This window comes from Novosphingobium olei (genome assembly GCF_037076535.1).
In the GTDB taxonomy this organism is placed as follows: Bacteria; Pseudomonadota; Alphaproteobacteria; order Sphingomonadales; family Sphingomonadaceae; genus Novosphingobium; species Novosphingobium olei.
In genome coordinates, this window is sequence record NZ_AP029021.1 from 3,757,262 (window position 1) to 3,781,658 (window position 24,397).

Sequence of the window (24,397 nt, forward strand, 5' to 3'; positions counted from 1 at the left end):
CCTCCAGCACAAGGTCCGGGCCCTTTGGGGAAGAGGTCCGGCAAACGACCGTCAACTTTTTCGGTCGGCGATCCCTTTGCGATACGTTTGCCGCCTGTCCTGCCTTTTCGTGGTGAAAAGGCGCTGGAACGAGCATTGCCCCGCCCAGCGCGTGCACCGTATATAGCACCGCTGTAATAAAATTGCCAGACCCAGACGCGTTAAATCGCCGTCATCCTGCGGGAAAGGCCGCGGGATCCCGCCAATACGACTGGCAGACGCGCGATGCGAGCATCACGATGCCGTTGAACCGCCGGCACAAGCGATCAGCGAATCACCGATCGCGTGCGGTTCAATGGCGCAGGCGGTCAGTCGCCTTCGCCGGGTTCGGCCGAGAAGTACTTGTCGAACTTGCCTTCTTCGCCCTTGTGCTCGTCGGCGTCCGCCGGGGCGTCCTTCTTGGCGGTGATGTTGGGCCATTCGGCCGAGTACTTGGCGTTCAGCTCAAGCCACTGCTCCAGCCCGGATTCGGTATCGGGCAGGATGGCTTCGGCCGGGCATTCAGGTTCGCACACGCCGCAGTCGATACATTCGCTGGGATTGATCACCAGCATGTTCTCGCCCTCGTAGAAGCAATCGACGGGGCAAACTTCGACGCAATCCATGAACTTGCAGCGGATGCAGGCGTCGGTGACGACATAGGTCATGGCGGTGATTTTCCCTCAGGCGTTGATCGTTTCCCGTCGTGCTAGAGGCGTTTGGCGGCGGGCGTCAAGCGTCCGTTGGGACTGTCGCGGGTATGGCCGGTTCGATTTGGCGATAACATGCTTGTGCTTCGGGCGCGGGGCCGCGCCGGGTAGGCAGGGCCACGACCTCGATCACCTGCACGCCGGTGACCGTGGGAAGCACCAGAACGTCGCCGGGGCGGACGGCCGCACTCGGCCGCTCGATCCGCCGACCGTTCAGACGAATGTGCCCTTCGAGAGCCCAGTCGTGGGCGTGGGTGCGCGTCGATGCAAGCCGCAGGAACCAGAGCAGCTTGTCGATCCGCATCAGCGGATCAGCTCGGCAAGCGCGGCAAATGCGCCATTGCCGGCCACTACGGACGGTCTGGCTGTCTCTGCTGGCCGTGGACGCGGGGGCCGCCAGTCCCACAAAGGGGGCGAGGGGGGGCCGAAAGCACCTTCCCCCAAGGCCCGCCCGGTGGCTACACGGAAACCCGCCTGACGCAGCAGCAAGGCGTAACTTGCTGTAGAGAGGCCCATGGAGCGGGCGAGCGCCGGATCGAGATAGTAGCGCTTTGCGCGCGCGCCCATGCGCGATCCGTGCGCCGCCTGGAGGAGCTTTTCCACCAGATCGACGCGTAGGGCCTGAACCCCGAAGCGGCGATATCCAAGCGGCGCAAGCTTCCCTGCGATTACTGGCGGCATGTCGGAAGGCACAGGCGGATGCGGCAGGCCGCGAACGTCTGCGGCCATCGCCCAGAGCGCGAGCGCGCGTGGTTTCAGGAAGGCAGGAACGAACAGGTCGAAGGTCCCGACGCGAATACCAAGCTTTCGCAGGCTCTCACGCTGCCCGGCATCGAGCCGCTCCAGCTTTGCTTCATCGCGTGGCAGGACTCCGCCTGCCTCGATCAGATGCAGCAGCAATGCCCGGAGGGCGGGCCCCGATTCGCAGGCTGATCCTGCCGCTTCCAGCTTGCGCAGCGGAGCGAGCGGGCTCGCGAGTTTACGGACGAGCCAATCGGAAAGAGCCCTCTCCACTTTGCCACGTGCGAGCGGAGGGAGCGCCGCGAGCGCAGGCTCCAGCGACAGCCTGGGGGTGAGCAGCGTCTTGCCGCGATCGAGCCGTGCCACCGTCTCCTCGTGCCAGCGGATGCGCCCGGCATCGAGATGGAGGGCTTTCGCCTGTTCCGCAGCGTCCAACCTTGCATCGCCAGCCAGAGCTTCGGCGCGCCGATCGAGGAGGGCCGGCAGGTGTCGTTCCGCCGCAGCGAGCAACAGCTTGCGATCGCTGGCGCGCGCAAGCGGATCGACGATAAACCGGAAGCCTTCGAGATGGCCGATCGGCTCGTCATCGACGAGCACGGTGCCTGCATCGGACAGTCGCACGGGCAGCAATCCCGCATCGCCGCCCACCTTGCGCATCAGCACCGTGGTTCGGCGATTGACAAAGCGTTCGGTCAAGCGACCATGCAGCGCGTCCGACAGGCGGGTTTCGACGGCGCGGGCCCGTGCGGCCATTTCGTCTCGCGCCAGCACCCAGTCCGGACGCTGCGCGATGTATGACCACGAGCGGATCGCCGCGATGCGGCCCTGCAATGTGTCGATATCGCCCGAAGGATTGTCGAGATGCGCGATCGCCTGAGCGACATAATCCGCCCCGAGGTACCCGCGCCGCAGATCCTGCCATAACCTGGCGACAAAGCGGGCATGCGTTTCCACGCCCTGCTGGCGAAAGTCCGGAAGCGAACACGCTTGCCAGAAGCGCTGGACCGATCCGCGCCCGCGGACTGTGTCGGCGATGTCCGGATCTTCGGCGAGGCGCTTCAGGACGGCGAGGTCAATGGCCTTGGGCGGGGTTGCGAGCTCGGGGCGAAAGGGCGGGCTTTCAAGATCCTCGATCAGGATCTTGAGAGAATCGAAGCGCGGCTCGGCCTCGCGCCAGAACAGCCGGGTCAGCGGGGGAAAGCGATGTTCCTCGATCGCGTATACTTCTTCGGGCGCGAATTCGGGATCGTGGCCGCCCATCCCGGCGAGCGCGCCGAATGTGCCGTCCTTGTGATGGCGCCCAGCACGTCCGGCGATCTGCGCCATTTCCGCCGTGGTGAGCCGGCGATGGCGGTGCCCGTCGTATTTAGAAAGTCCGGCGAAGGCGACATGATTGACGTCGAGGTTGAGGCCCATGCCGATGGCGTCGGTGGCGACGAGGTAATCGACTTCGCCCGACTGATACATTGCCACCTGCGCGTTGCGCGTCTGCGGGGACAGCGCGCCCATGACCACGGCCGCGCCGCCGCGAAAACGGCGCAGCATTTCCGCCATGGCATAGACCTGCTCGGCACTGAAGGCGACGATCGCGCTGCGTGGCGGGATGCGCGACAGCTTCTTGGGCTCGGTATGGGTGAGCGTGGAAAAGCGCGGCCTGGTGACGATCTCGGCCTCGGGGACCAAGGCCTTGACCATCGGTTCGAGCGTGGCCGAGCCGAGCAGCATCGTCTCCTCGCGTCCGCGCGTGTTCAGCAGGCGATCGGTAAAGACATGGCCGCGTTCCGGGTCTGCAGCGAGCTGCGCTTCATCGAGAGCGACGAAGGCAAGGTCGGGCCGGCTGGGCATGGCTTCCACCGTGCACAGATGCCAGCGGGCATTCTTCGGCTCGATCCGCTCCTCGCCAGTGATCAGGGCGACGTTCTGCGCGCCCTTGATCGCGCAGACCCGGTCATAGACTTCGCGGGCCAGAAGCCGCAGCGGGAAGCCGATCGCGCCCGAGGAATGCGCGCAGAGCCGTTCGATGGCGAGGTGGGTCTTGCCGGTGTTGGTAGGGCCGAGCACCGCCTTGACCGTCTTGCGGTCGCCTCGCGCATGCGGGTGCAGGGGGCCGGCCATGAAGAGAATGTGGCGAGCGTGGCGGGCACACGCAAGAAGGCGCCGGGATTTTATCCACGGCGCCTTCTGCTGAAATTACAATGTTACGTCTTGCCGGAATCAGCCGTCGTAGTCGGCGCCCAGCGAAGTGTTGCGCACCGGCGCCGCTGCCGTGATGCGCAGCGCCTCGGCCGATTGCGACAGCGAGCCGATTTCGTCGATCTCGTCATCGTCTTCCGGCAACACGCGCTGCAGCGACTGGATCAGGTTTTCCTTGAGCACGGTGGGGCGCACGGTCTCATCCGCGATCTCGCGCAGGGCGACCACGGGGTTCTTGTCGCGGTCCCGGTCGACGGTAAGTTCCGCGCCGCCCGAAATCGCGCGTGCGCGCTCGGCGGCGAGCAGGACCAGATCGAAACGGTTGGGGACCTTGTCGACGCAATCTTCGACGGTAACGCGCGCCATAAGGGCACTCCGATTAAAATCAGGATGGAAGGAAAGAGCGCCAGCTAGGCTGAGGGTGTGGAAAAGTCAAGAAAACGCTGGCCGCCTTGCTATTCGTCGTTGCCGTAGGCGGCACGCAGGTCATCCGATGCAAGATCGCTGAACCGGGTAATCCGCGATTCAAAGCGGAGGCGGACCTTGCCGGTGGAACCGTGGCGCTGCTTGGCGACGATCAGTTCGGCAAGGCCATAGACCCGCTCCATTTCCGCCTGCCACGCCGCGTGCGCTTCCTGCACCTTGGGATCGTCGTTGCCCTGCGGAACCTTGGGCTCCTTGGCGGCGACGTAGTAGTCTTCGCGAAACACGAACCAGACCATGTCGGCGTCCTGTTCGATCGAGCCCGATTCGCGCAGGTCCGAGAGCATCGGGCGCTTGTCGTCGCGCTGTTCGACCGCGCGGCTCAGCTGCGAGAGCGCGATCACCGGCACCGACAGCTCCTTGGCGAGGGTCTTGAGACCGCGCGAAATTTCCGAGATTTCGTTCACGCGGTTGTCGCTGCGCCCCGAGCCCTGCAGCAGCTGCAGGTAGTCGACAATGATCAGGCCGATATCGTGGCGGCGCTTGAGCCGGCGGGCGCGGGCGCGCAGTGACCCGATGGTGAGCGCCGGCGTATCGTCGATGTAAAGCGGCAGTTCGGCAAGACGCTGGCTGGCAAAGGACAGCTGCTGGAATTCATCCCGGCTGATCCGGCCCATGCGCAATGCTTCCGAGCTGATCCCCGATTGTTCGGCCAGAATGCGCGTGGCGAGCTGGTCGGCACTCATTTCGAGGCTGAAGAAGGCGACGGCCGCGCCGACCGAATCTTTCAGCGCGATTCCATCTGCCTGATCGCGGCGCAGGCGATCTGCGGCGTTGAAGGCGATATTGGTGACGAGCGAGGTCTTTCCCATGCCCGGACGCCCGGCGAGGATGATCAGGTCCGAATCGTGCAGGCCGCCGATCTTTTCGTTGACCGAAGTGAGGCCCGTGGTCTTGCCCGAGATGTGGCCGCCCGAAAGCAGCGCCTTTTCGATCATCTCCAGCGACGTACGGGTCGCCTGGCCGAAGCTCTGCGCCTCGCTGCCCGTCTGCGCGCCTTCGGCAACTTTGTAGAGCGAGGCTTCGGCCAGTTCGATCTGCTGCAGCGGCGCGACCGATTCGCTGGTGTCCATCGCCCCTTCGACAAGGCCACGCCCCACCGTGATCAGCTCGCGAAGCAGCGCGAGATCATAGATCTGTTCGGCAAGCTCGCGCGGGTTGAGCAGGCCCTGACCATCGGCAGTGAGCCGCGCCAGATAGGCGGTGCCGCCCAGTTCCTTGAGCCCTTCGTCGCTTTCGAAATAGGGCTTGAGCGTCACCGGAGTGACCACCGCCTTGCGGTCGATCAGGGCCTGGATCCGCTCGAACACGCGGCCATGGACGGCGGCGTAGAAGTGCTCTGCCTTCAAGGGGCAGGTCAGTTCCTCGAGGATGCGGTTGTCGATCAGAACCGCGCCGAGGAAGGCGGCCTCGGCTTCGACGTTGGAGGGGACGGTGCGCGTCTCTTCGGGTTCGCGCATGAGGATCACTTCGCTGGCTGCCATCGCTCCTTTGTGCCCGAGCGGGACGGCCGTCACAAGGCGACAGCCCTGTGGATAGCGGGGAGGGCTTGCGGGCGCCCTTCGCGTCTGCGAAATACGCTGCCCCATGGCGGACGCGCGCATTTCGCATATCGAGCTTGATGAGGCGACGATCATCTGGCGCAATGCCGATATCGAGCAGGAGCGTCGCATTGCGATCTTCGACCTGATCGAAGAGAACACCTTCAAGCCTCTCCGCGCGTTCGAAGCAGGCCATGAGGGCCCTTACCGCCTGCGGCTGTCTGTCGAGGACGGACGATTGGCGCTGGCCATTTCCGACGACGGTGGATCGCTGCTCGAGACGATCATCCTTGGGCTCGGCCGCTTCCGACGGCCGATCAAAGACTACTTCGCGATCTGCGATTCGTACTACCAGGCGATCCGGCGGGCGACCGCGCAGGAGATCGAGACGATCGACATGGCGCGACGTGGGGTCCACAACGGCGCAGCCGAGCTTCTGCTGGAACGCTTTGAAGGCAAGATCGACACCGACTTCGCCACGGCACGTCGGCTCTTTACCCTGATCTGCGTGCTGCATATCAGGGGCTGAAACTGACCGGATTCGGGGCGCACCTTTCTGCCATGACGAAAAAGCGAACCAAGGCGCGTCGGCGTCTGCTCGCGGCATTGCTGGTGCTGCTTCTGGCGGCTGGTGGCGCATTGTGGTGGCAGGCCCGCGCATGGCGGCCCGAGCGCGCGCGCTTTCCGGTACAGGGCGTATGGGTGGACCAGCATGACGGTGCCATCGACTGGCGGATGATCAAAGCGGATGGCGCTGACTTCGTCTACCTGACCGCCAGCGAAGGTCCGGATCGCCGTGATCCATCGTTCGGCGAGGGGATCGATGCGGTTCGCGCGGCAGGCATGCAGGCAGGTGCCGTTCACGTCTACGACCTTTGCGCGCCGGCCGATGCGCAAGCGGCCAATTTCGTCACGACAGTGCCGCGGGAAAAGGACCTGCTTCCCCCCGCCATCATGCTCGACATCGATTCACGCTCCTGTCCAGATGCACCTGGCGAAGCCGCGCTGCAGAGCGAACTGACCACCTTCCTCAACCAGGTGGAAAAGCATGTGGGCAAGGCGGCGATCCTGATGCCGACGCGAAGTATCGAGACACGCTATCATCTGGCTGCTGTTCTCGACCGCAATCTCTGGCTGGTTCAGGACTATCTCGCCCCCGGCTACGCCGGGCGGCCGTTCGTGATGTGGACAGCCTCGCGACGGGCGCGGGTCAGGGGAATCGAAGGACCTGCGCGATGGGTGGTGGTGGAACCATGACAAACCTGAACGAGGGCAGGGAGGCGCTGATTGCCGCAGCCCGCAGTGCTGTGAACAGCGCCTATGCCCCCTATTCGAACTTCCATGTGGGGGCCGCGCTGTTGTTCGAGGACGGCGCGATCGTGACCGGTGCCAATGTCGAGAACGCGAGCTACGGCCTTTCGCTGTGTGCCGAAACCGTTGCCTGCGCCATAGCATCGCACGCTGGGCGTCGGGGCGCCTTGGTGGCGGTTGCCGTTTTGGGCGGCCCCGGGGGACGCATCGATGCGCCGATCACGCCGTGCGGCCGGTGCCGGCAGGTGCTGAACGAGCTGGCCGCGCTTGGCAGCACCGATCCGGTCGTTCTCTGCATCGGTGCCAAGGAAGTGTTGGAAACGCGCCTTTCGGTGCTATTGCCCAACGCATTCGGTCCGGCTCAACTGGGCTGACGTCAACAGTTCCGGGGGCAGGCGTGGCCATTCTTTCCGACAAGTGGATTCGCGAAAAGGCGCTGGGCGAAGGCATGATCGAGCCTTTCGTCGAACGTCAGCAGCGTGACGGCTGCATCAGCTACGGCTTGTCGTCCTATGGTTACGACGCGCGCGTCGCGGACGATTTCAAGATCTTCACCAATGTCGATTCGGCAGTGGTGGATCCGAAGGACTTCGATTCCAACTCCTTCGTCGATCGCAAGACCGATGTCTGCGTGATTCCGCCCAACTCCTTCGCGCTGGCGCGCACGGTCGAATACTTTCGCGTGCCGCGCGATGTTCTGGTAATCTGCCTTGGCAAGAGCACGTACGCGCGCTGTGGCATCATCGTGAACGTGACACCGCTGGAGCCCGGCTGGGAGGGGCACGTGACGCTGGAGTTTTCGAACACCACGCCGCTTCCGGCCAAGATTTACGCCAACGAAGGCGCTTGCCAGTTCCTGTTCCTGCAAGGAAACGAACCGTGCGAGGTCAGCTATGCCGATCGTGCGGGCAAGTACATGGGCCAGCGCGGAGTGACACTGCCGCGGCTTTGAGTTGTGTTCAGCCGGCTTGGCGGTCCCTCTCTTCGGTCAGGATCTGCCAGCCGCACATGAACAGTGCCGCCACGATCGGCCCGGCTACGACACCGGTAATCCCCATCAGGGCTATCCCGCCCAGGGTGGAGAGCAGCACAAGCCAATCGGGAATGCCGGTATCGCGGCCTACCAACAGCGGGCGCAGCAGGTTGTCTATCATTCCGACGACGGCAACGCCGGAAAAGATCACCACCATCGCCTGCCAGATCTGGCCCGTGGCGAGCTGGTAGACCGCGACCGGGATCCATACGATTGCGGGCCCAATCGCGGGCAGAAGCGCGGCGAAGGCCATGATCAGGCCCCACAGCATCGCCGCGGGCACGCCAACAAGCGCGAAGGTTGCCGCGCCCAGCGCTCCCTGCGCCATGGCGACGAGCACCGAGCCCTTAACCGTGGCGCGGGTGACGGTGACGAAGCGATCGCCGAGGCGCTGGGCGACGTCACGCTCGAACGGAGCGGCGCGGACGATCGCGCTGCCGATCTCTGCCCCATCGCGCAGGAGGAAGTAGGTCACGTACAGACCGACGCCGAAGACCAGCAGGAACTGCGCTGCATTGCGGCCCAGCGAAAGCGCCTGGTTGGCAAGCACGCTGACACTTCCGCCTAGAGCCGCAGAAACCTGACGGCGCATGCGCTCGAAGCTGCCCAGTCCCTGCCGATCGGCGAGCTCCTGAAGGCGCAGTGGCAGGGCATCGTGAATGCGATCGAAGTAGCGTGCGAAGTCGATCTGGCCATCGCGCACCGCAGCATATACGCCAGCGGCCTGATCCAGGATCATGCTGCCAATCAGCAGCAGCGGGATGATGACCGCGATGGTGATGACCAGGAGCGTGATCGCAGCTCCAATGCTGCGGCGCCCGCCAAGGTTCGCCGTGATCCGGCGGAACAGCGGCTGGAACATGATACCCGCAACGCCCGCCCAGAACAGGGCACCGAGAAAATCCCACACCACGGCGATAAACGCCACCGATGCGAGCGCAACGAAACCGATCAGGCCCCCTGCTTCAAATCTCTTGCGATCGATCATGCGCGAGCGTCCCCCTCTTCGGCGCGAATGCCTCTTATAGCCGCGGCGCTCAACCAGCGAGGGGCGATTTTGCTCCCGGGTACCGCGACCAGAAGGCCAGATCCCTTTTAATCGCTTGATTGACTAAAACTCTTCGCATCGCGATACCTTCCCGAACGGACGGGGCAGAACCCGCCAGATCGAGGATTGCCGATGGCCCATCTGTTCGACGAGTGGCGCACCCGCTCGCCGCATTACGACGAGACGCACGAAGCAGTCTGCGACAGCGTTCGCGCTTTCGTCTCGCGCGAAGTCAGCCCCCACGTCGACGAATGGGAGCGCGCTGGCCAGCTGCCACGTGAACTTCATGTCAAGGCGGCCCGGGCTGGCATTCTGGGCTTCGGCTACCCAGAGGAATACGGCGGCACGTCGGATGGCTACACCATCTTCCATTCGTTCGTGCAGAGTGAGGAACTTTGCCGCCCGGGCGCTGGTGGTATCGTTGCCTCGCTGATGACCCATGGCATCGGCCTGCCTCCCATCCTTGCCGCAGGCAGCGAGGCGATGAAGAAGAAGATCGCGCCTGCGGTGCTGGCAGGCGAGAAGATCATTTCGCTTGGCATCACCGAGCCTTCAGGCGGCTCCGACGTCGCGAACCTGCGCACGAAGGCGGAGCGAAAGGGCGCGAGCTACATCGTCAACGGGCAGAAGACATTCATCACCTCGGCCATGCGCGCCGACTACATCACGCTGGCGGTGCGCACTGGCGGGCCAGGAATCGGCGGCGTTTCGCTGCTGCTGGTCGACATGGACAGCCCCGGCGTTTCGCGCACGCCGCTGGAGAAGATGGGCTGGCACGCCTCGGACACGGCGACGATCCACTTTGACGACGTCGAGGTGCCTGCCGAGAACCTGATCGGACCGGAAAACGCCGGGTTCGGCGCGATCATGCGTAACTTCAACGGCGAGCGCATCGGCATGGCACAGCAGGCAGCGGCCAACGCGCGGCTGTGCTTCGAGGATGCTCTGGAATGGGCGCGCGAGCGGCAGACGTTCGGGAAGCCGCTCGTTGCCAACCAGGTGATCCGCCACAAGCTTGCCGATATGCTCCGTCGGATCCAGGCCACGCAGGCGTGGATCGATCACTGCGCGTGGACGCTGGTGAACGGCAAGGCCGCACCAGGCGAGTTCGCGCTGCTCAAGGTGCAGGCCACGCAGACAATGGAATTCTGCGCGCGCGAGGCGTGCCAGATCCTCGGCGGCGCCAGCTTCATCCGGGGTAGCCGGGTCGAGCGGATCTACCGCGAGGTCCGGGTGATGGCGATCGGTGGCGGGTCCGAGGAGATCATGTTCGACCTCGCCAGCCGCCAGTACGGTTTCTGATCCTTCGGGAAGGGAGTGACTTCCATGCCAACCGACCGGGCCTCGCGCCCTTATGACATCGTGATCTACGGGGCGACGGGCTATACGGGCCGCCTGGTCGCCGAATATCTCAACAATCATTACGGCCGCAACGGCCCGAAATGGGCGATGGCGGGCCGCAGTGCCGCCAAGCTGGCCGAAATCCGCGACCTGATCGGAGCGCCGGCGGATACGCCGCTGATCGTTGCCGACATTGCCGATCCGGCGAGCGTCAAGGCAATGGCAGAATCGACACGTTCGATCGTCACGACCGTCGGTCCCTACCAGCTTTATGGCGAGCCTGTGGTTGCCGCCTGTGTTGAAGCTGGCACCGACTATGCCGATCTGTGCGGCGAGCCGGTGTGGATGCGCCAGATGATCGAAAAGTACGATGTCGCCGCGAAGGTGAGCGGAGCGCGCATCTGCTTTTCCTGCGGTTTCGATTCGATTCCGTTCGATCTCGGCGTGTTGATGCTGCAAAAGGAAGCGGTCGCCCGCTTCGGCAAGGCTGCGCCGCGCGTGAAGGGCCGCGTTCGCGATACCAAGGGCGGCGTTTCCGGCGGCACTGCGGCGAGCCTGAAGGCAACGCTGGCCGCGATCGCCAAGGAGCCGGCGCTCGGCGCGATCATGGCCAGCCCGTTCGGACTGACGCCGGGGTTCGAAGGCCCGCCCCAGCCGCCCGCTGACAAGCCGCTCTATGATGAAGCGCTTGGATCGTGGGGCGCGCCCTTCATCATGGCGGTCATCAACGTAAAGAACGTCCACCGCACCAACCAGCTACTGGGCTTCCCGTTCGGCAAGGACTTCGTCTACGACGAGATGATCCTGACCGGACCTGGCGAGCAGGGCGAGGCCGTGGCGAATTACGTCGCATCGACTCCGATGATCGGCACGCCCAACGATCCGCTGCCGGGCGAAGGGCCCACCAGGGAGGTGCGGGAAAACGGCAGCTACGACCTTCTCTTCGTTGGCGAGCTGCCGGATGGCCAAGCTATCCAGTACGCCGTGAAGGGCCGGTATGATCCGGGCTATGGCTCGACCAGCCGCATGTTGACCGAGACGGGCCTTGGGCTGGTGGAATCGGATGTGGCCGGCGGTGTCGGCACGCCGGGGGCGTTCCTCGGCGAGGCGCTGGTCAAGCGGCTGCGCGAGCATGCCGAAATCAACTTCGAAGCCGAAAACTGATCGCAGCGTTCAGGCGGCGGGCGGGTGGAGGCGAAATTCCTCCACCGGCACGCCGCCGATGATGTGCTCCTGAAGGATGCGTTCAAGCACTTCCGGTGTGCAGGAATGGTACCAGACCTCGTCCGGATAGACGACGGCAACAGGGCCGGCGAGGCAGACGCGCAGACAGCCAACCTTGTTGCGCATGATGCCCTGCGCTCCACCGAGCTTCAGCTCGCCCAGGCGCTTCTTGAGGTATTTCCAGCTTTCTTCACCCTTCTTGCGGGGCGCGCACTTGTCCTTTTCAGGGTCCGCGCAAAGCAGGATGTGCCGCTTCACGGCGAATCCGCCAAGCTTGGCGAGTGCCTCTTCGGCGGCAGCGATCTCCTTGCTCGAGCTCATTTGAGCAACCACGGTTGAAGAAGACTGCGAAACTCACCGGGGATGGGCATGGCGCTTTCTCCGTTGGTGCAGACCACCACCGTCCGGCAGGTCGCCACTGCGCGGCCATCCTGCATGAGCAACTGTTGCATCTGCCAACTCGACCGACCGATTTCGCAAGCAGCGACATGGCAGGTCATGCTCTGCGGAAAGTGCGCCTGTGCGAGATATTCGATCCCGACGCTGGCGACCATCGGGCGAAATGTCTCGGTACGCTTCAGGCCGACCTGCACATTGAAGCGGACGCGCCCATCCTCAAGCACCGCCGCCATCGCAACGTTGTTGATATGGTCGTTCGGATCGAGGTCAGCGAAACGCGTCGTGACCTCGTGTGCAAAAGTGTAGCGCGCCGGATCGAGCAGCGCGGGGTCGGGCTTGGCCATGGTTACTCCCTGTGTTGACGCAGGGGTTAGCCTTCCTTGCCGTCCTTCCTCAACCACCGATCGAGCCAGTGGAATACCGTCTGGTGCCACTGCAGCGAATTCCTTGCCTTGAGGACCCAGTGATTTTCGTCGGGGAAGACAAGCAGCTCGCTCGGCACCTTCATCGTCTGCAGCGCGGTGAACGCGGCGAGGCCCTGTGTGTAGGGGATGCGGAAGTCCTTCTCGCTCGTGATCACGAGCATCGGCGTCTTCCATTGGCCGACGTGGTTGACCGGGTTCCATTTTTCGAAGGCGGCAGGGTCTTGCACGTAATTCTTCTGGCCGTGTTCCCATTCGTCGAACCACAGCTCATCGGTCTCGTAGGCCATTGCGCGTGCGTCGAACACGCCGTCGTGCTGCACGATGCACCGGAACTTGTCGGCCCAGTTCCCCTCGATCCAGTTCATCATGTATCCGCCATAGGAGGCACCCATGGCGCAGGCGTTGGCGTCATCGACTTGCGGATCGAGCGCGGCGGCGGCCGCAAAACCCTTCTGCAGGTCTTCGAGCGGCTTCCCACCCCAGTCGTTGTTGATCGCATCGGTGAAAGCTTGCCCGTATCCGGTCGACCCGTGGAAATCGATCGAAACAACAGCATAACCCTGGCTTGCCACGACGCGCGGGTTCCACCTGCTTGACCAGGAATCGTTGAACGATCCCTGCGGTCCACCGTGCACGTAGAGGATGCCGGGAAGCTTGTCGGTCGAATTGGCCGGCTTGGTGATCTGGCCCCACACTGTGTCACCGTTCGCACCCTTGAAGCTAAAGCGGCGCGTGGTGACCGGCGCGCGCGACGCCAACGCCGATGTCGCAAGGTCGGTCAGCGCCGACGCCTTGCCGCCCGGCTTGCCGATGTAGATCTCGGCCGGAGCTTCGATCGAATCGCGGGTGAAGACAAAGCGCCCGTCCTTGAGCGCGGTAAGGTTGCCGATGTGGCCTTCGCGGCCCTTCACTGGCGATAGCGCAAGACGGGTGACCCTCCCGGTCGCGACGTCGATGCGGAAAGCCGGGGTATCGAGTACGTCTTCGGCAGATGCGAGCAATGCCTTGCCATCGGCGGTCCACTGCAGCGATCCGGCCGAACGATCCCAGCCTTCGGTCAAGGCCCGCGACTGGCCAGACTGCAGGTCAAGCAGTTGGACGACGAGACGGTCGGCTTCATAAGTCGGACGGGCCATGGCGACATAAGCCAGCCAGCGACCGTCGGGTGACACGGCGGGCCCAGCGTCGGTAGCCTTGTTGGCGGCGGTTAGGTTCCTGGGGGTTGAACCATCGATGGGTGCCCACCACAGGTCGAGGTTGGTGGAGCGTGGTTCGTCGCGGTCGGCCTGGCGCGCGGCATAGATCACGGCCTTGCTGTCAGCGCTCCAGGCCACGTCGCCTCCATCGCCAAAGGGCTTGTTCGGTGCATCGCCCACCAGCCCGCCATTGACGGCGTCACCATCGAGAGCGTGGCCCGTATCCGTGTTGACCCGTCCGTCTGCACCCAGCGCATAGGCGAAGATGCGGCTGTAGTTTCCGGGCGTCTCCCATGCGTCCCAATGACGTACGAAGCCGGTTCCATCCTTGTAGAGGCGACCCGTGCCTGGGCCGGGCAGGCTGGCGTTTCCGTCAGATTCGCAGCCGCCGAAGGTTGGGCAGGTTCGGGCGATGTCGCCCCAGACGGCGATGTGAGTGCCATCGGGAGAAAGCTTGAAACCATTGACGTCGCTTTTGAAAGACGTGACCGCGACAGCGGAAGCCGGCGCGGTTGCTGGCTGACTGATCTTCCACACCTGCGTTCCGGCATCCTTGCCGTTCTGCTTGCTGTCGGAAAGGAAGAACAGGCTGCCATCCGGTCCGAACGCCGGATCGCTTACCGAGCCTTCAACCGGCACCTGACGTGCCGGCGCCTTGGCTCCGAGCGGGCGTAGCCACAACTGCGTGCTACGCTTGTAGGTTGCGGCGTCCGTTACGGTGACAGTGTAGGCGACCAGCGTGCCGTCCGGGGAGGCAGCCACGCCGCCAAGTCGGTTCAACGAGACGAGGTCGTGCGCCGAGAACGGTGTCCGGGACGGAGCAGCCGCTGCGGGAAGGGGAGCAGCCACGGCGACGGCGAGCGCAATGTGCGAAAGCAAACTGGTTTTCATCGCAACCGGATAGGCTCTTCCGATCGCGATATCCAGCCCACCATCGCGGCTGGAGCCAAACGATCAGGACTTCTTGCCGACGATCCGTGCGATTTCACCTGCAACCATTTTCTCCACCATGGGAGGCAGGTTTCGATCGAGCCAATCAGCCAGCATGGGCCGCAGCATTTCGCGCACCAACCCTTCGAGCGAGGTTTCGCCAGAGCGGACGATCTGCGGCGCGGCGCCTGGTTCGGACAGCATCGCGAGTGCTGCAAGCGAATCGCGCATCGAGGCTGTGGTCGTTTCCGGGAGCAGCGGCGAATCCCCTTGTGCATCGGCCACGGCGGCGTCCTGGTCTTCGGACAGGATCTGCGAGGCGATCTCGGTCAGATCGAGCACCTCGTGAACCCGGGGCGGCGGCGCTTCGGCGGGGGAGGTCCTGAGAGTGCGCGACTGCGCAGCCTCGACGCGATTGTCGCGCGCGATCACCTTCTTGATCGATTCAAGGATTTCCTCGACCGAGGGTTCTCCAGCTTGGCGCATCACTCTGTTTCCGTGCCCAATGTGCAGCGCCTGCCCGAATCCCCCCTCAGGGAGCAGGTTGCGCCGGAATTGTCGCATCCTGTGCCGGAGAGTCAACGGTGCGGGTTGACTGCGGCTTGGGCGCGGGATCTCTGGCCCAGTCCCAGATCTTGCCCTTGACCCGATCGTAATTGACCTGCGGGTCGTAGAGCGCAGCACTTTCCGGGCCGGCGTCGAGCGAGAGATCCTTGGCCTGCGCCTTGCCCATCGCGGCGAGCAGATTGAAACCCGCGACATAGGCGTTGCGGCGTGCAGCCACGAGTTGCACCTGCGCGCGTAAGAGTTCCTGCTCGGCATCAAGAATGTTCAGGATCGTACGGTTGCCGACGGTATTTTCGGCGCGGACGCCCTCAAGGCTGAGGGCCGCAGCATCCACCGCGGTCTGGTTCATGGCGATGATGTCGAGCGACGCCTTCCATGAGGTATAGGCCGAACGCACGGTCGCGATCACCTGCCGTTCGATCGCAATCTCCCGTTCGAGCGTGGCGCCTTCCGAAGCCTGTGCCTGGCGTTCGCGCGCGGCCGGCAGGCCACCCTGGAACAGCGGGATCGTCGCCTGAACGCCGGCCTGGCTGCTGCCGAAATGCGTGCCGACCGTGCCAGGCACCGTATTGTTGATCGGAACCGAGTTGAGATAGTCGTTGTAGCTGGTTCCTGTGAACACCGAAATGCGCGGAAGGCGTGCGGAGCCGGCGACTTTCACATCATATGCAGCAGCCTTGCTGTCGAGCCGCGCTGCCGCAAGATCGGGGTTGTTCGCCAGCGCGGTTTCGACTGCATCTTCTGGCGTATCGGGCAAGCCCGCGAGCGGGGGAGGCGGGGCAAGGTCCTTGGGGGCCTGGCCAACCACCTGGACATACCGCTCACGGCTGCCAACGAGATTGGCTTCCGCTGTGCGAAGGTCTCCGCGCGCGAGCGCCAGGCGCGAATTGGACTGCGCCACGTCAGTACGGGTGACGTCACCAATCTCGTACCGATCGCTGGTCGCCTTGAGGTTGACCTCCAGCACCTGCACGTTGCTGCGGTTCAGGCCAACGATTGCCTGGTCGCGGATAACGTCCATGTAGGCCGAGACGACTTGCGAGAAGACGCCGCTTTCGACACCGCGAAGATCCGCTTGGCCGGCTTCGACCCTTGTCTTCGCCGCGCGGATCGAATTCTTGATCGAACCGCCTGCGTAGATCGGAAGGCTCAGATTCGCTCCTGCAGAGACCGTTCGATTCGGCTGGAACTGTGGCGTCGTGCTCTTCTCCAGATTCTCGGTATAGCTGGCGCTTCCCGAAAGGCTGGGTAGGGCCGAGGCGCGGGCAATCGGTACGCCCTCGTCCGTCGCGCGCTGGCTTGCCCTTGCCGCCTGCAGATCGGGATTGGTCTGGTAAGCAGCGACCAGGGCACCGCGCAGATCGTCGGCGCGTGCCGGGGCCGTGCAGGCCGCAATCGCGCCGACCAGCAGGCTCGCGCGCAGCGTCAAAATTCTCATGCCGCTCAGAAGCTCCACTTCGCCGGCGCTGCGTATTCGGGAAGTGCAACGAAGTCAGCTTCGGCAAGGCTCGTAAAGACCAGTTCGCCCGCGACTTTCCGCCCCAGGGCAAGGCGCGTAACCCCCCGCTCCAGCAAACCTGTAACGATTCGGCCATCCTGGCTCAGCACATCCACCAGCGCGGGCGGGACCACTTCGGCTGCACCGTCGATCAGGATCAGCGAGAATGTTCCCTTCGCCGACAGATCTTCGGAAGGGGCCGCTGTCGACACCGAAGCCGCCAGCTTTGCCGCGAGCGCCGCGAGATACGCGTCGTGCTTACCAATGACGAGCACCGAATCGGAAGGAACGATCGCGGCGGCCGTCAACATCTGGCCGTGCGTCAGCGCCGGGGCGAGAACCGCCCCATCGCCGAGCGGAACCGCGCGGTCGACATAGGCGACCGCAGCACGTGCCTGAGGCACGAAGTCTTCGCGAGGGACGGTATCGAAGGCGGCGAGGATCGCCGGATCGTTGACGCCGCTTACGCGAAGCTGGCTGTCGATCATCGCGCGGCGGGCCTGTGCCATCGCGCCCGAAGCGGTGCGTTCATCCACCAAGGTCATGAGCTTTTCCCTCATTGCGCCAGCTGCCTGCAGGCTCGAAGGGGGGCCATGCTCTGCAACCGGTTCAATCCGTATTGCAAAGGCCTCTAGAATAACACGCATCGCGCGCCAAGCGCTTTGCATGTTGCTGGTCGGAGCGTAAGGGGCCTCCATCGACGGACAACGAGGGATACTTCGCGATGGGCGAGATGGTGACGATCCGGGAAGCCGACCTGATCGAGAGCGTGGCTGATGCGCTGCAATATATCAGCTACTTCCACCCGATGGATTACATCCGCGCGCTGGGCGAGGCCTACAAGGCCGAGCAAGGCCCCGCCGCCAAGGATGCCATCGCGCAGATCCTCACCAACAGCCGGATGTGCGCCGAAGGGCATCGCCCGATCTGCCAGGATACCGGCATCGTCAACGTGTTCATCGAATGGGGCCAGGACTGCCGCCTTGAATCCGATTTGAGCTTGCAGGACGTGGTCGACGAGGGCGTGCGCAGGGCTTACAATAATCCCGACAACAAGCTGCGCGCCTCCGTGCTGGCCGATCCCGCCTTCACCCGCCGCAACACGCGCGACAACACGCCCTGCGTGCTCCACGTCGAGATGGTCAAGGGCAACAAGGTGACCGTCGACGTCGCGGCCAAGGGTGGCGGCTCGGAAAACAAGTCCAAGTTCAAGATGATGAACCCGAGCGAGAATATCGTCGACTGGGTGATCGAGATGCTGCCGCAGATGGGCGCGGGCTGGTGCCCGCCGGGGATGCTCGGCATCGGCATCGGCGGCACGGCGGAACATTGCGTGCTGCTCGCCAAGAAGGCGCTGATGGAGCCGATCGACATGGCCCAGCTCAAGGAGCGCGGGCCGCAGACCGACATCGAGCGGATGCGGATCGAGATCTTCGACAAGGTCAACGCGCTCGGCATCGGCGCGCAGGGCCTCGGCGGCCTGTCGACCATCCTCGACGTCAAGATCATGGATGCGCCCTGCCATGCGGCTGGCAAGCCGGTGGCGATGATCCCGAACTGCGCCGCCACTCGCCATGCGCATTTCACACTCGATGGTTCGGGCCCGAGCTACCTTGAGCGGCCGAAGCTCGATGAATGGCCCGAAGTTCACTGGGCACCGGATTCGGCAGCCAAGCGCGTCGATCTCGATACGCTGACGCAGGAGGAGGTGCAGGGCTGGAAGGCAGGCGACCGTCTGCTGCTCAATGGCAAGATGCTCACTGGCCGCGATGCCGCGCACAAGCGGATCAAGGACATGCTGGCCAAGGGCGAGGAGCTGCCGGTCGATTTCAAGGGCCGGGTCATCTATTATGTCGGCCCCGTGGATCCGGTGCGTGACGAAGTGGTCGGGCCCGCCGGCCCCACCACCGCCACGCGCATGGACAGCTTCTCCGACCAGATGCTCGACCTCGGCCTGCTCGCGAGCGTCGGCAAGGCCGAGCGCGGCCCTGCTGCAACACAGTCGATCGCCAACCACAAGTCGGCCTACCTGATGGCGGTGGGCGGCGCGGCCTACCTCGTCGCGCGCGCGATCAAGGAGGCGAAGGTCGTCGGCTTCGAGGACCTCGGCATGGAGGCGATCTACGAATTCACCGTGGCTGACATGCCGGTAACCGTCGCTGTCGACAGCGATGGCCAGAATGTCCACCAGCTCGCCCCGCTGGTGTGGAAAAAGAAGATCGCCGACGAGCATCTGCTCGACGCCTGACGACGGGGACCCGGTGGCATCGCTCGATGCGCCGGGTCCTACCAACGACCGACGGCCATCGACCAGCTGCGCTGGTGCAGCACCATCGATGCAGTGTACACAAGGTTGGATGGCATCCGTCCCACTGCAAGATTTCGATGATAACGATCCCGTAAGCGCGCGCCCGCACGTGCCGGCGCGCCAGGTGGTGATGTCCGCCATTGCGCTGTGGCTCTGCTACTTCCTGCTGATCACGGTTCGTGGACTGGTCGTGGAGCTCGGCGAGTTCACCGAACTCCTCTGGCGTCGCGGCCTGGTCACGCTAGCCGGCATTGGCGTGACTCTTCTTGTCTGGCCGCTTTTGCGCCGGTTCGATGGCCGCAGCATCGGTTTGCGCGTTGCCGCGTCACTGGTGCTCATGCTGCCCGCGGCGCTCGCTCTGGCGATCGTGAACCAGCAGGCCTTCGCACCGGTGGAGCAGCGCATCACCGAGCGCATGGCCGCGCAGCAGGGCCCTGGCGCGCCTGATGCGGCCACTTCTCAAGCGCCCGATGCCTCCGAGGCGGCCCCATCGGCGCCAGACCCGGCACCTGAACCCCAGGCGAGCGCCGGCTTGCGGATCAGGCACGATCTGTCGGGCAACGTCCTGATAGATGTTCCCGACCCGGTCCCCGTTTCTCCGCGCGTGGCGCCACCTGCTCCGCCCGAGCCGCCCGCCCCCCCGGCACCGCCCGCCAACGTGCAGAATTTCCCGCTGACCGTCCGCGATCGGTCCGACGGGAGCTCGGAGATGATTGCGCCAGGCGGTGTGATCATCCGCCATAACGCAGATGGCACTGCGGTCGTGCGCGCGGGTGGCATGGTTGTTCAGGTCGATGGCGAGGACGCTGCGGAAATCGCACGCGAAATCGAAGAGGCCCGCAAGGAGGCAGCCGAGGCGCAGCGCGCTGCGAGCAATGATGCGCGGCGCGAAGCAATCGAAGCTCAACGTCAGGCGCTGGAGGGAGCGCGGCGCAACCTGGCCGAAGCGGGCATTGCCTTGGCACCGCTCGAGCCACCTCGTGCGGCTTCTTCCTCGTCTGCGCCTAGCGCGTCCGAAGCGAAGAAGGCGAAGGCAGTGCGGCCTGCTGCCGGCCGCAAATCGGTGACGCCGGCAAAGTCGGCAAAAGCCGATCGTTCGGATGCCAGTTCAAAGGATCGACGGACATCGGGCTCCCACGCAGCATTGCCCGCGAATGCAACTCCATCCAGCCCCGCGACCGCTGGGCCAAATCCTTCTGCGCATGTCCAGATCATTCGCAAGGCAGTCGAGGACGAGGGGCTTTGGCGTCAGTTGACCGATGTCGCGCTCGGTCGGTATTTCCTGCTGATTGCCTGGGCGGCTCTCTACCTTGCGCTTGGCAACGGAGAAATGGCCCGCGCGGCGGAGCGCCGGGAAGGCGAATATCGCCGCGCGGCAAAGGCTGCCGAACTCCGCTCGCTGCGTTACCAGGTCAATCCGCACTTCTTGTTCAACACGCTGAATTCTCTGTCGGCGCTCGTCATGGTCGGTCGGACCGAGCAGGCCGAAAAAATGATCCAGACGATTTCGAGCTTCTATCGCCACAGCTTGGCAAGCGACCCCACGTCGGACGTTCCGCTGTCGGATGAGATCGCACTGCAGCGCCACTATCTCGAAATCGAGGCCGTTCGTTTCCCGGATCGCCTGCGGACCGAATTCGATGTTCCTGATGCGCTCCTGAATGCCTGCGTGCCGGGGATGATCTTGCAGCCACTGGTCGAAAATTCGATCAAGTATGCTGTCTCGGCCAGCACGAGGCCGGTCACGGTGCGCATCGCCGCGCGCGAAGCCGAAGGGCTTCTCGTCCTTACCGTGGCCGATGATGGACCGGGCAAGGTGTCCAAGTCAGGCAGCACCGGCATCGGCCTCGATAATGTGTGCCAGCGGTTAGCCGCACGGTTCGGCAGGCGCGCGTCGGTCGAAAGCGGCGCACTTCCAGCCGGGGGCTACGCTACGGTATTGACGCTGCCGGTAATACGGGCTGATTGCTGAAGTTTGCATGGGGGAACAGGGGTTTGCGCACGCTTATCGTCGATGATGAACCGCTTGCGGTAGAGCGAATGCAGATACTCGCGTCTCGCATCCCGACACTTCAGGTCGTCGGCACTGCAAGCGACGGCGCGCAGGCCTTGCGGCTGATCGACGCGCTCTCGCCCGATCTGGTTCTGCTCGACATGACGATGCCAGAAGTCGACGGACTATCGGTCGCCCGCGCCCTGGTTGATCGCGCGCGCAGGCCTGCGGTGGTCTTCGTGACTGCCCACGATCACTTCGCCGTAGAGGCATTCGATCTCGATGCAGTCGACTACGTGCTCAAGCCGGTTGCCCAGGACCGCCTCGAGCGTGCCGTCGAACGGGTGCAACAACGCATCGACAAACGTGGTGATGTCGAACCGCGAGCCGCTGAGGCCGCGAGCAAGTGGATCGAGGAATTCTGGGTTCCGCACCGAAGCGAGCTGGTTCGCGTGGCTGCCGTTGATCTCGACAGGATCGACGCCGAACGCGACTATGTACGCCTGCACGTGGGCGATCGATCATACCTGCTTCTGCATACGATTCAGGGCTTGGAGGATCGGCTGGATCCTGACCGCTTCATTCGTCTGCACCGATCGACCATCGTTCGCCGCGATCGGATTGTTGGCCTGCGTCATGATGGTCTGGGGGTCTGGTCTGCCGAACTGGCCGATGGCACGATGCTGCGGATCGGTCGTACTTATCTTGCTCGCGCCAAGGCAATGGCCGGCCGTTGAGCCGTAGAATTACGTAGCGATGATACACTTTCGAATAACATATCCGAACCGGAGGTAACGGCTCGGCAAGATTCCCTGTTCTACAAGGACTTCGGTCGGGCGTTGCGCGAATCCGGCTCAGGGGCTGTCGCGCCAAGGATCGGTTTGAGCATGAGCGAGAACGAGCCGCCACGGTTTGGCACCGATGCGCAGCACGGTGTCGGGGAGGGCCAAGGCCCGCTCGACCAGCGCCGCGCGCCTCGCTTCACCTTGTTGATCCGTGCGGCCAAGCTCATTGTCGAGGGAAGCGAATTCCTTTGCATCCTGCGCGACGTGTCCGCGACGGGAGCCAAGGTTCGCCTGTTTACACCCCTTCCGTCATGCTCGGACCTTGCCATGGAACTGGCGAACGGCGAACGGTTCGATGCCCAACTCGTGTGGCAGTCCGACGACTACGCTGGCCTGCAGTTTCGTTCGGAAGTCGATGTCGAGCGCTTGCTCGATGAACGGCACGGCGGTTTGCCGCGCCGTCAGGTACGGTTGCGCATTGCGCTTGACGCCGTTCTTCATTCCGGTGGCGAAGCCGTTGCGGTGAACTTCATCGACATTTCGCAGCAGGGCGCTGGCATCGAATGCGGCAAATGGTTGTTGATGAACGAACTTGTCCGGCTCGATACTGGTGTCATTCCGCCCATCTACGCCAAAGTCCGCTGGCGGAGCCATCCCCGTTACGGTCTGGTGTTCGAGCAGACATTCAAGCTGGATGAGCTGGCCCGGATCTCGGCGCCCTTGCAACTCAAGGAAGCGCTGATAAAGCAGCACAAAATGGGAAGTATAGAACGGAACGCGTAACAGAAGGATCCCTAGTATTTGTAACCCATGACGTCGCACCATGGTTTTAGGATATGCTTGAATGCGATAAGATGGTGTTTGTACCGTTCCCATCTTCTTACGGCATGGCTGTAGAGGGGTTGTCCGATCTGAGCATAACTAGCAGTTCGTGCTACCCCACGACGCTGCGCCGCAGTTTGGTTGTCAAGCATTTCCTTGCGAAGCGGTAAGTTCAGAAATGCCAAAAGGTCCCACATTTCGTCAGCAAGATTCTCGACCATCCGTTCGTATCGCACAGCGTGGACGTTAAGCGGCAAGTGAACCGTAGACATCGTCCATGTTTCAAAGGCTGCGTCATACGTCAGCGCTGCTTCTTCTAGCGAAGTGAAGGCTGCCATTGCGGGGTTTAGAACAAAGTTTGCCATAAAGCAGCTCAGGATGCAGTCGCAAGGATGGCGTTCGACGAAGACAAACTGCGCATCAGGGAATAGTCGATGAATTGAGGCTGTGCGAACCATGTTTAGCGGAAGCTTATCCACTAGCCGTCGACCGGGTAAGATCAACCGCTCCCTATTCACCTCTGCAAAATACGCAGCTCGGGCTGCGTTAACTGTGTCAGCATCAGTTTCGATGGGAAGGGTGGGAAAAGAGTTCAACACCTTGGCTAGAAACGGGCGCTCCTCTCGGACGTCAAGCTCGTCCGCTGCAGTTAGTAGCGTCTCCAAGAGTGTCGTACCTGAACGAGGAAATCCAACTATAAAAATTGGGGCAGGATGGAGGGTCGGCGGGTATGCTACTGGCGAGAGCGCTGATGCCGTCGTTATTTGAGCGCGAATTTCGGTGAGGCTGTGTCGAAAAGCGCTAGGATCCATACCAGGATGAGACGCTAGCGCCGAGCGGTTCATAAGGGAATATTGGGCAAAGGCGGTATCTACATCGCCCGATCGCTCGGCTATTCCACCTCGCAAATGCCCTGCTCTGCTGGCTTCAATCGTCGGGGGCAAAAGGGACGCTTCGGCTTTCGCGGATGCAATGTTGCCTCGCCTCAGGTGCAGGTAAGAGCGTAGCAAATGAGCCTCTGGTGCCGCAGTAACACCCAAGGCGTCCGCTCGCTCGACAAGAGTGGCCAGCTCCTCAATACGATTAAGCCCTTCGAGGACGATGCCCAACTCTATGCATGCGGGCCCGATTCCAATTTCTAATTCCGCAGCATGTTTAAGAAGCGCAAGCCCGCTACCCACCCGTTCTAGACCGATTTCCGCTTTTGCTCGGGCGATCATCAGGTCGATATTGGCGGGGTGGCGGGCTAAACCTTCTGTAGCTGCTGATAGACGCTGTTCTCGGAATGCTGGTCCGGGAATGGCGCGATACAGATTGAGGAACACTTCTGGTTTGTCACAGCCTCGGTTGATTGCTTCCTCGAAGGCCGTGATTGCATCGAGAGGATGGCCAGCTTGCCCCAGCACATTGCCTAAATTGTTCCACGTCTCTGCATCATCAGGCATCGCGGCGAGTGTGGTTCGATAAGCTGCAATTGCCAGATCGTGTTGGCCGGCTTGATGTAGAAGGAACCCCGCCATTCGTGCGAGGGTTGGCTCGGTTTCCCACGGCGTACAGATCACCAAGGCATCGTCGCTTCTGCCCTGTGCAACCAGTAGGCGTGCAAGATTACCTCTTGCGGCTCGGTCGCTCGGGTCGAAAGATAGGTGAGCGCGCAGGTATCTTTCCGCTTTCAAATGTTGGTTTGTCTGGGTGGCAGCAAAGGCTGCAAGTGAGAGAAGGGGCAGGGAGCTCGGTTCCGTCCTCAAGCCGCGCTCAGCGAGTTCGAGGGCACCGGCAAAATTCCCGCTACGAGCGCGGACGACTACAGCTCGGATTGTTTCTTCCACGA

22 protein-coding genes and 1 pseudogene are annotated in these 24,397 nt (G+C 63.2%); 10 read left to right on the top strand and 13 right to left on the bottom strand.

Annotated elements, in window-relative coordinates; all coding sequences use genetic code 11:
• Positions 1 to 347: 347 nt before the first annotated feature.
• The 5 genes from fdxA to AACH40_RS17840 all read right to left on the bottom strand — a co-directional run bounded on the left by fdxA (position 348) and on the right by AACH40_RS17840 (position 5,629).
• On the bottom strand, positions 348 to 686 hold the full coding sequence (fdxA, locus tag AACH40_RS17820) for a ferredoxin FdxA (RefSeq protein ID WP_011443786.1): 339 nt from the start codon (positions 684 to 686) through the stop codon (positions 348 to 350).
• A gap of 64 nt (positions 687 to 750) precedes the next feature.
• A complete protein-coding gene (locus AACH40_RS17825) occupies positions 751 to 1,032 on the bottom strand; it encodes an RNA-binding S4 domain-containing protein (protein WP_338643527.1) in 282 nt (93 codons plus the stop codon).
• Complete coding sequence (locus tag AACH40_RS17830; RefSeq protein ID WP_338643528.1) at positions 1,032 to 3,584, bottom strand: helicase-related protein; 2,553 nt, start codon at positions 3,582 to 3,584, stop codon at positions 1,032 to 1,034. The genes AACH40_RS17825 and AACH40_RS17830 overlap by 1 nt, the downstream gene beginning before the upstream one ends.
• 99 nt (positions 3,585 to 3,683) lie before the next feature.
• Positions 3,684 to 4,028: a DNA-directed RNA polymerase subunit omega gene (gene rpoZ, locus AACH40_RS17835; RefSeq protein ID WP_169493860.1), complete on the bottom strand. Its 345-nt coding sequence runs from the start codon at positions 4,026 to 4,028 to the stop codon at positions 3,684 to 3,686.
• A gap of 89 nt (positions 4,029 to 4,117) precedes the next feature.
• On the bottom strand, positions 4,118 to 5,629 hold the full coding sequence (locus AACH40_RS17840) for a replicative DNA helicase (protein WP_169493859.1): 1,512 nt from the start codon (positions 5,627 to 5,629) through the stop codon (positions 4,118 to 4,120).
• Between the two features lie 103 nt (positions 5,630 to 5,732).
• Here AACH40_RS17840 and AACH40_RS17845 point away from each other — a divergent pair, with 103 nt between their 5' ends.
• The 4 genes from AACH40_RS17845 (at position 5,733) to dcd (ending at position 7,949) form a co-directional block, all read left to right on the top strand.
• On the top strand, positions 5,733 to 6,215 hold the full coding sequence (locus AACH40_RS17845; RefSeq protein ID WP_169493858.1) for a UPF0262 family protein: 483 nt from the start codon (positions 5,733 to 5,735) through the stop codon (positions 6,213 to 6,215).
• An 83-nt stretch (positions 6,216 to 6,298) separates the two neighbouring features.
• A complete protein-coding gene (locus tag AACH40_RS17850; protein ID WP_338646168.1) occupies positions 6,299 to 6,943 on the top strand; it encodes a glycoside hydrolase family 25 protein in 645 nt (214 codons plus the stop codon).
• Positions 6,940 to 7,371 carry a cytidine deaminase gene (locus AACH40_RS17855; protein ID WP_338643530.1) on the top strand — a complete coding sequence of 144 codons (432 nt, stop codon included), beginning with the start codon at positions 6,940 to 6,942 and terminating at the stop codon, positions 7,369 to 7,371. Before AACH40_RS17850 ends, AACH40_RS17855 begins: the two co-directional genes overlap by 4 nt.
• A gap of 23 nt (positions 7,372 to 7,394) precedes the next feature.
• Positions 7,395 to 7,949 (top strand): dCTP deaminase, encoded by a 555-nt coding sequence (dcd, locus tag AACH40_RS17860; RefSeq protein WP_338643531.1) that lies wholly within the window; start codon positions 7,395 to 7,397, stop codon positions 7,947 to 7,949.
• Positions 7,950 to 7,956: 7 nt separating this feature from the next.
• Here the strand turns inward: dcd and AACH40_RS17865 are convergent, their stop codons facing one another.
• Positions 7,957 to 9,018 (bottom strand): AI-2E family transporter, encoded by a 1,062-nt coding sequence (locus AACH40_RS17865; protein WP_338643532.1) that lies wholly within the window; start codon positions 9,016 to 9,018, stop codon positions 7,957 to 7,959.
• 192 nt (positions 9,019 to 9,210) lie between these two features.
• Here AACH40_RS17865 and AACH40_RS17870 point away from each other — a divergent pair, with 192 nt between their 5' ends.
• Both AACH40_RS17870 and AACH40_RS17875 read left to right on the top strand, forming a co-directional pair.
• Complete coding sequence (locus tag AACH40_RS17870; protein WP_338643533.1) at positions 9,211 to 10,380, top strand: acyl-CoA dehydrogenase family protein; 1,170 nt, start codon at positions 9,211 to 9,213, stop codon at positions 10,378 to 10,380.
• Positions 10,381 to 10,404: 24 nt separating this feature from the next.
• On the top strand, positions 10,405 to 11,583 hold the full coding sequence (locus AACH40_RS17875) for a saccharopine dehydrogenase family protein (protein WP_338643534.1): 1,179 nt from the start codon (positions 10,405 to 10,407) through the stop codon (positions 11,581 to 11,583).
• Positions 11,584 to 11,592: 9 nt separating this feature from the next.
• On the opposite strand, the gene AACH40_RS17880 is transcribed toward AACH40_RS17875, so the two are convergent.
• The 6 genes from AACH40_RS17880 to AACH40_RS17905 all read right to left on the bottom strand — a co-directional run bounded on the left by AACH40_RS17880 (position 11,593) and on the right by AACH40_RS17905 (position 17,203).
• Positions 11,593 to 11,964 carry a (2Fe-2S) ferredoxin domain-containing protein gene (locus AACH40_RS17880; RefSeq protein WP_338643535.1) on the bottom strand — a complete coding sequence of 124 codons (372 nt, stop codon included), beginning with the start codon at positions 11,962 to 11,964 and terminating at the stop codon, positions 11,593 to 11,595.
• Entirely contained in the window at positions 11,961 to 12,386 is a 426-nt protein-coding gene (locus AACH40_RS17885; RefSeq protein ID WP_338643536.1) for an acyl-CoA thioesterase, read from the bottom strand. The genes AACH40_RS17880 and AACH40_RS17885 overlap by 4 nt, the downstream gene beginning before the upstream one ends.
• Before the next feature lie 26 nt (positions 12,387 to 12,412).
• Positions 12,413 to 14,554 (bottom strand): S9 family peptidase, encoded by a 2,142-nt coding sequence (locus tag AACH40_RS17890; RefSeq protein ID WP_338643537.1) that lies wholly within the window; start codon positions 14,552 to 14,554, stop codon positions 12,413 to 12,415.
• A 63-nt stretch (positions 14,555 to 14,617) separates the two neighbouring features.
• Entirely contained in the window at positions 14,618 to 15,079 is a 462-nt protein-coding gene (locus AACH40_RS17895) for a DUF2497 domain-containing protein (protein ID WP_169493848.1), read from the bottom strand.
• Positions 15,080 to 15,125: 46 nt separating this feature from the next.
• Complete coding sequence (locus AACH40_RS17900; protein WP_338643538.1) at positions 15,126 to 16,598, bottom strand: TolC family outer membrane protein; 1,473 nt, start codon at positions 16,596 to 16,598, stop codon at positions 15,126 to 15,128.
• Positions 16,599 to 16,603: 5 nt separating this feature from the next.
• Positions 16,604 to 17,203: a protein-L-isoaspartate O-methyltransferase gene (locus AACH40_RS17905; RefSeq protein WP_338643539.1), complete on the bottom strand. Its 600-nt coding sequence runs from the start codon at positions 17,201 to 17,203 to the stop codon at positions 16,604 to 16,606.
• A gap of 179 nt (positions 17,204 to 17,382) precedes the next feature.
• Between AACH40_RS17905 and AACH40_RS17910 the strand changes: the two genes are divergently transcribed.
• The 4 genes and pseudogenes from AACH40_RS17910 (at position 17,383) to AACH40_RS17925 (ending at position 22,527) form a co-directional block, all read left to right on the top strand.
• The gene (locus AACH40_RS17910) at positions 17,383 to 18,906 is read left to right on the top strand and encodes a fumarate hydratase (protein ID WP_338643540.1); all 1,524 of its coding nucleotides are present in this window, start codon (positions 17,383 to 17,385) and stop codon (positions 18,904 to 18,906) included.
• Between the two features lie 1,216 nt (positions 18,907 to 20,122).
• Positions 20,123 to 20,938, top strand: a pseudogene (locus tag AACH40_RS17915) (sensor histidine kinase); the annotation flags it as partial.
• A gap of 68 nt (positions 20,939 to 21,006) precedes the next feature.
• Complete coding sequence (locus AACH40_RS17920) at positions 21,007 to 21,696, top strand: LytTR family DNA-binding domain-containing protein (protein ID WP_338646170.1); 690 nt, start codon at positions 21,007 to 21,009, stop codon at positions 21,694 to 21,696.
• A 150-nt stretch (positions 21,697 to 21,846) separates the two neighbouring features.
• On the top strand, positions 21,847 to 22,527 hold the full coding sequence (locus AACH40_RS17925) for a PilZ domain-containing protein (RefSeq protein WP_338643541.1): 681 nt from the start codon (positions 21,847 to 21,849) through the stop codon (positions 22,525 to 22,527).
• 11 nt (positions 22,528 to 22,538) lie between these two features.
• Here the strand turns inward: AACH40_RS17925 and AACH40_RS17930 are convergent, their stop codons facing one another.
• Positions 22,539 to 24,395 (bottom strand): tetratricopeptide repeat-containing sulfotransferase family protein, encoded by a 1,857-nt coding sequence (locus tag AACH40_RS17930; protein ID WP_338643542.1) that lies wholly within the window; start codon positions 24,393 to 24,395, stop codon positions 22,539 to 22,541.
• Positions 24,396 to 24,397 lie beyond the last annotated feature (2 nt).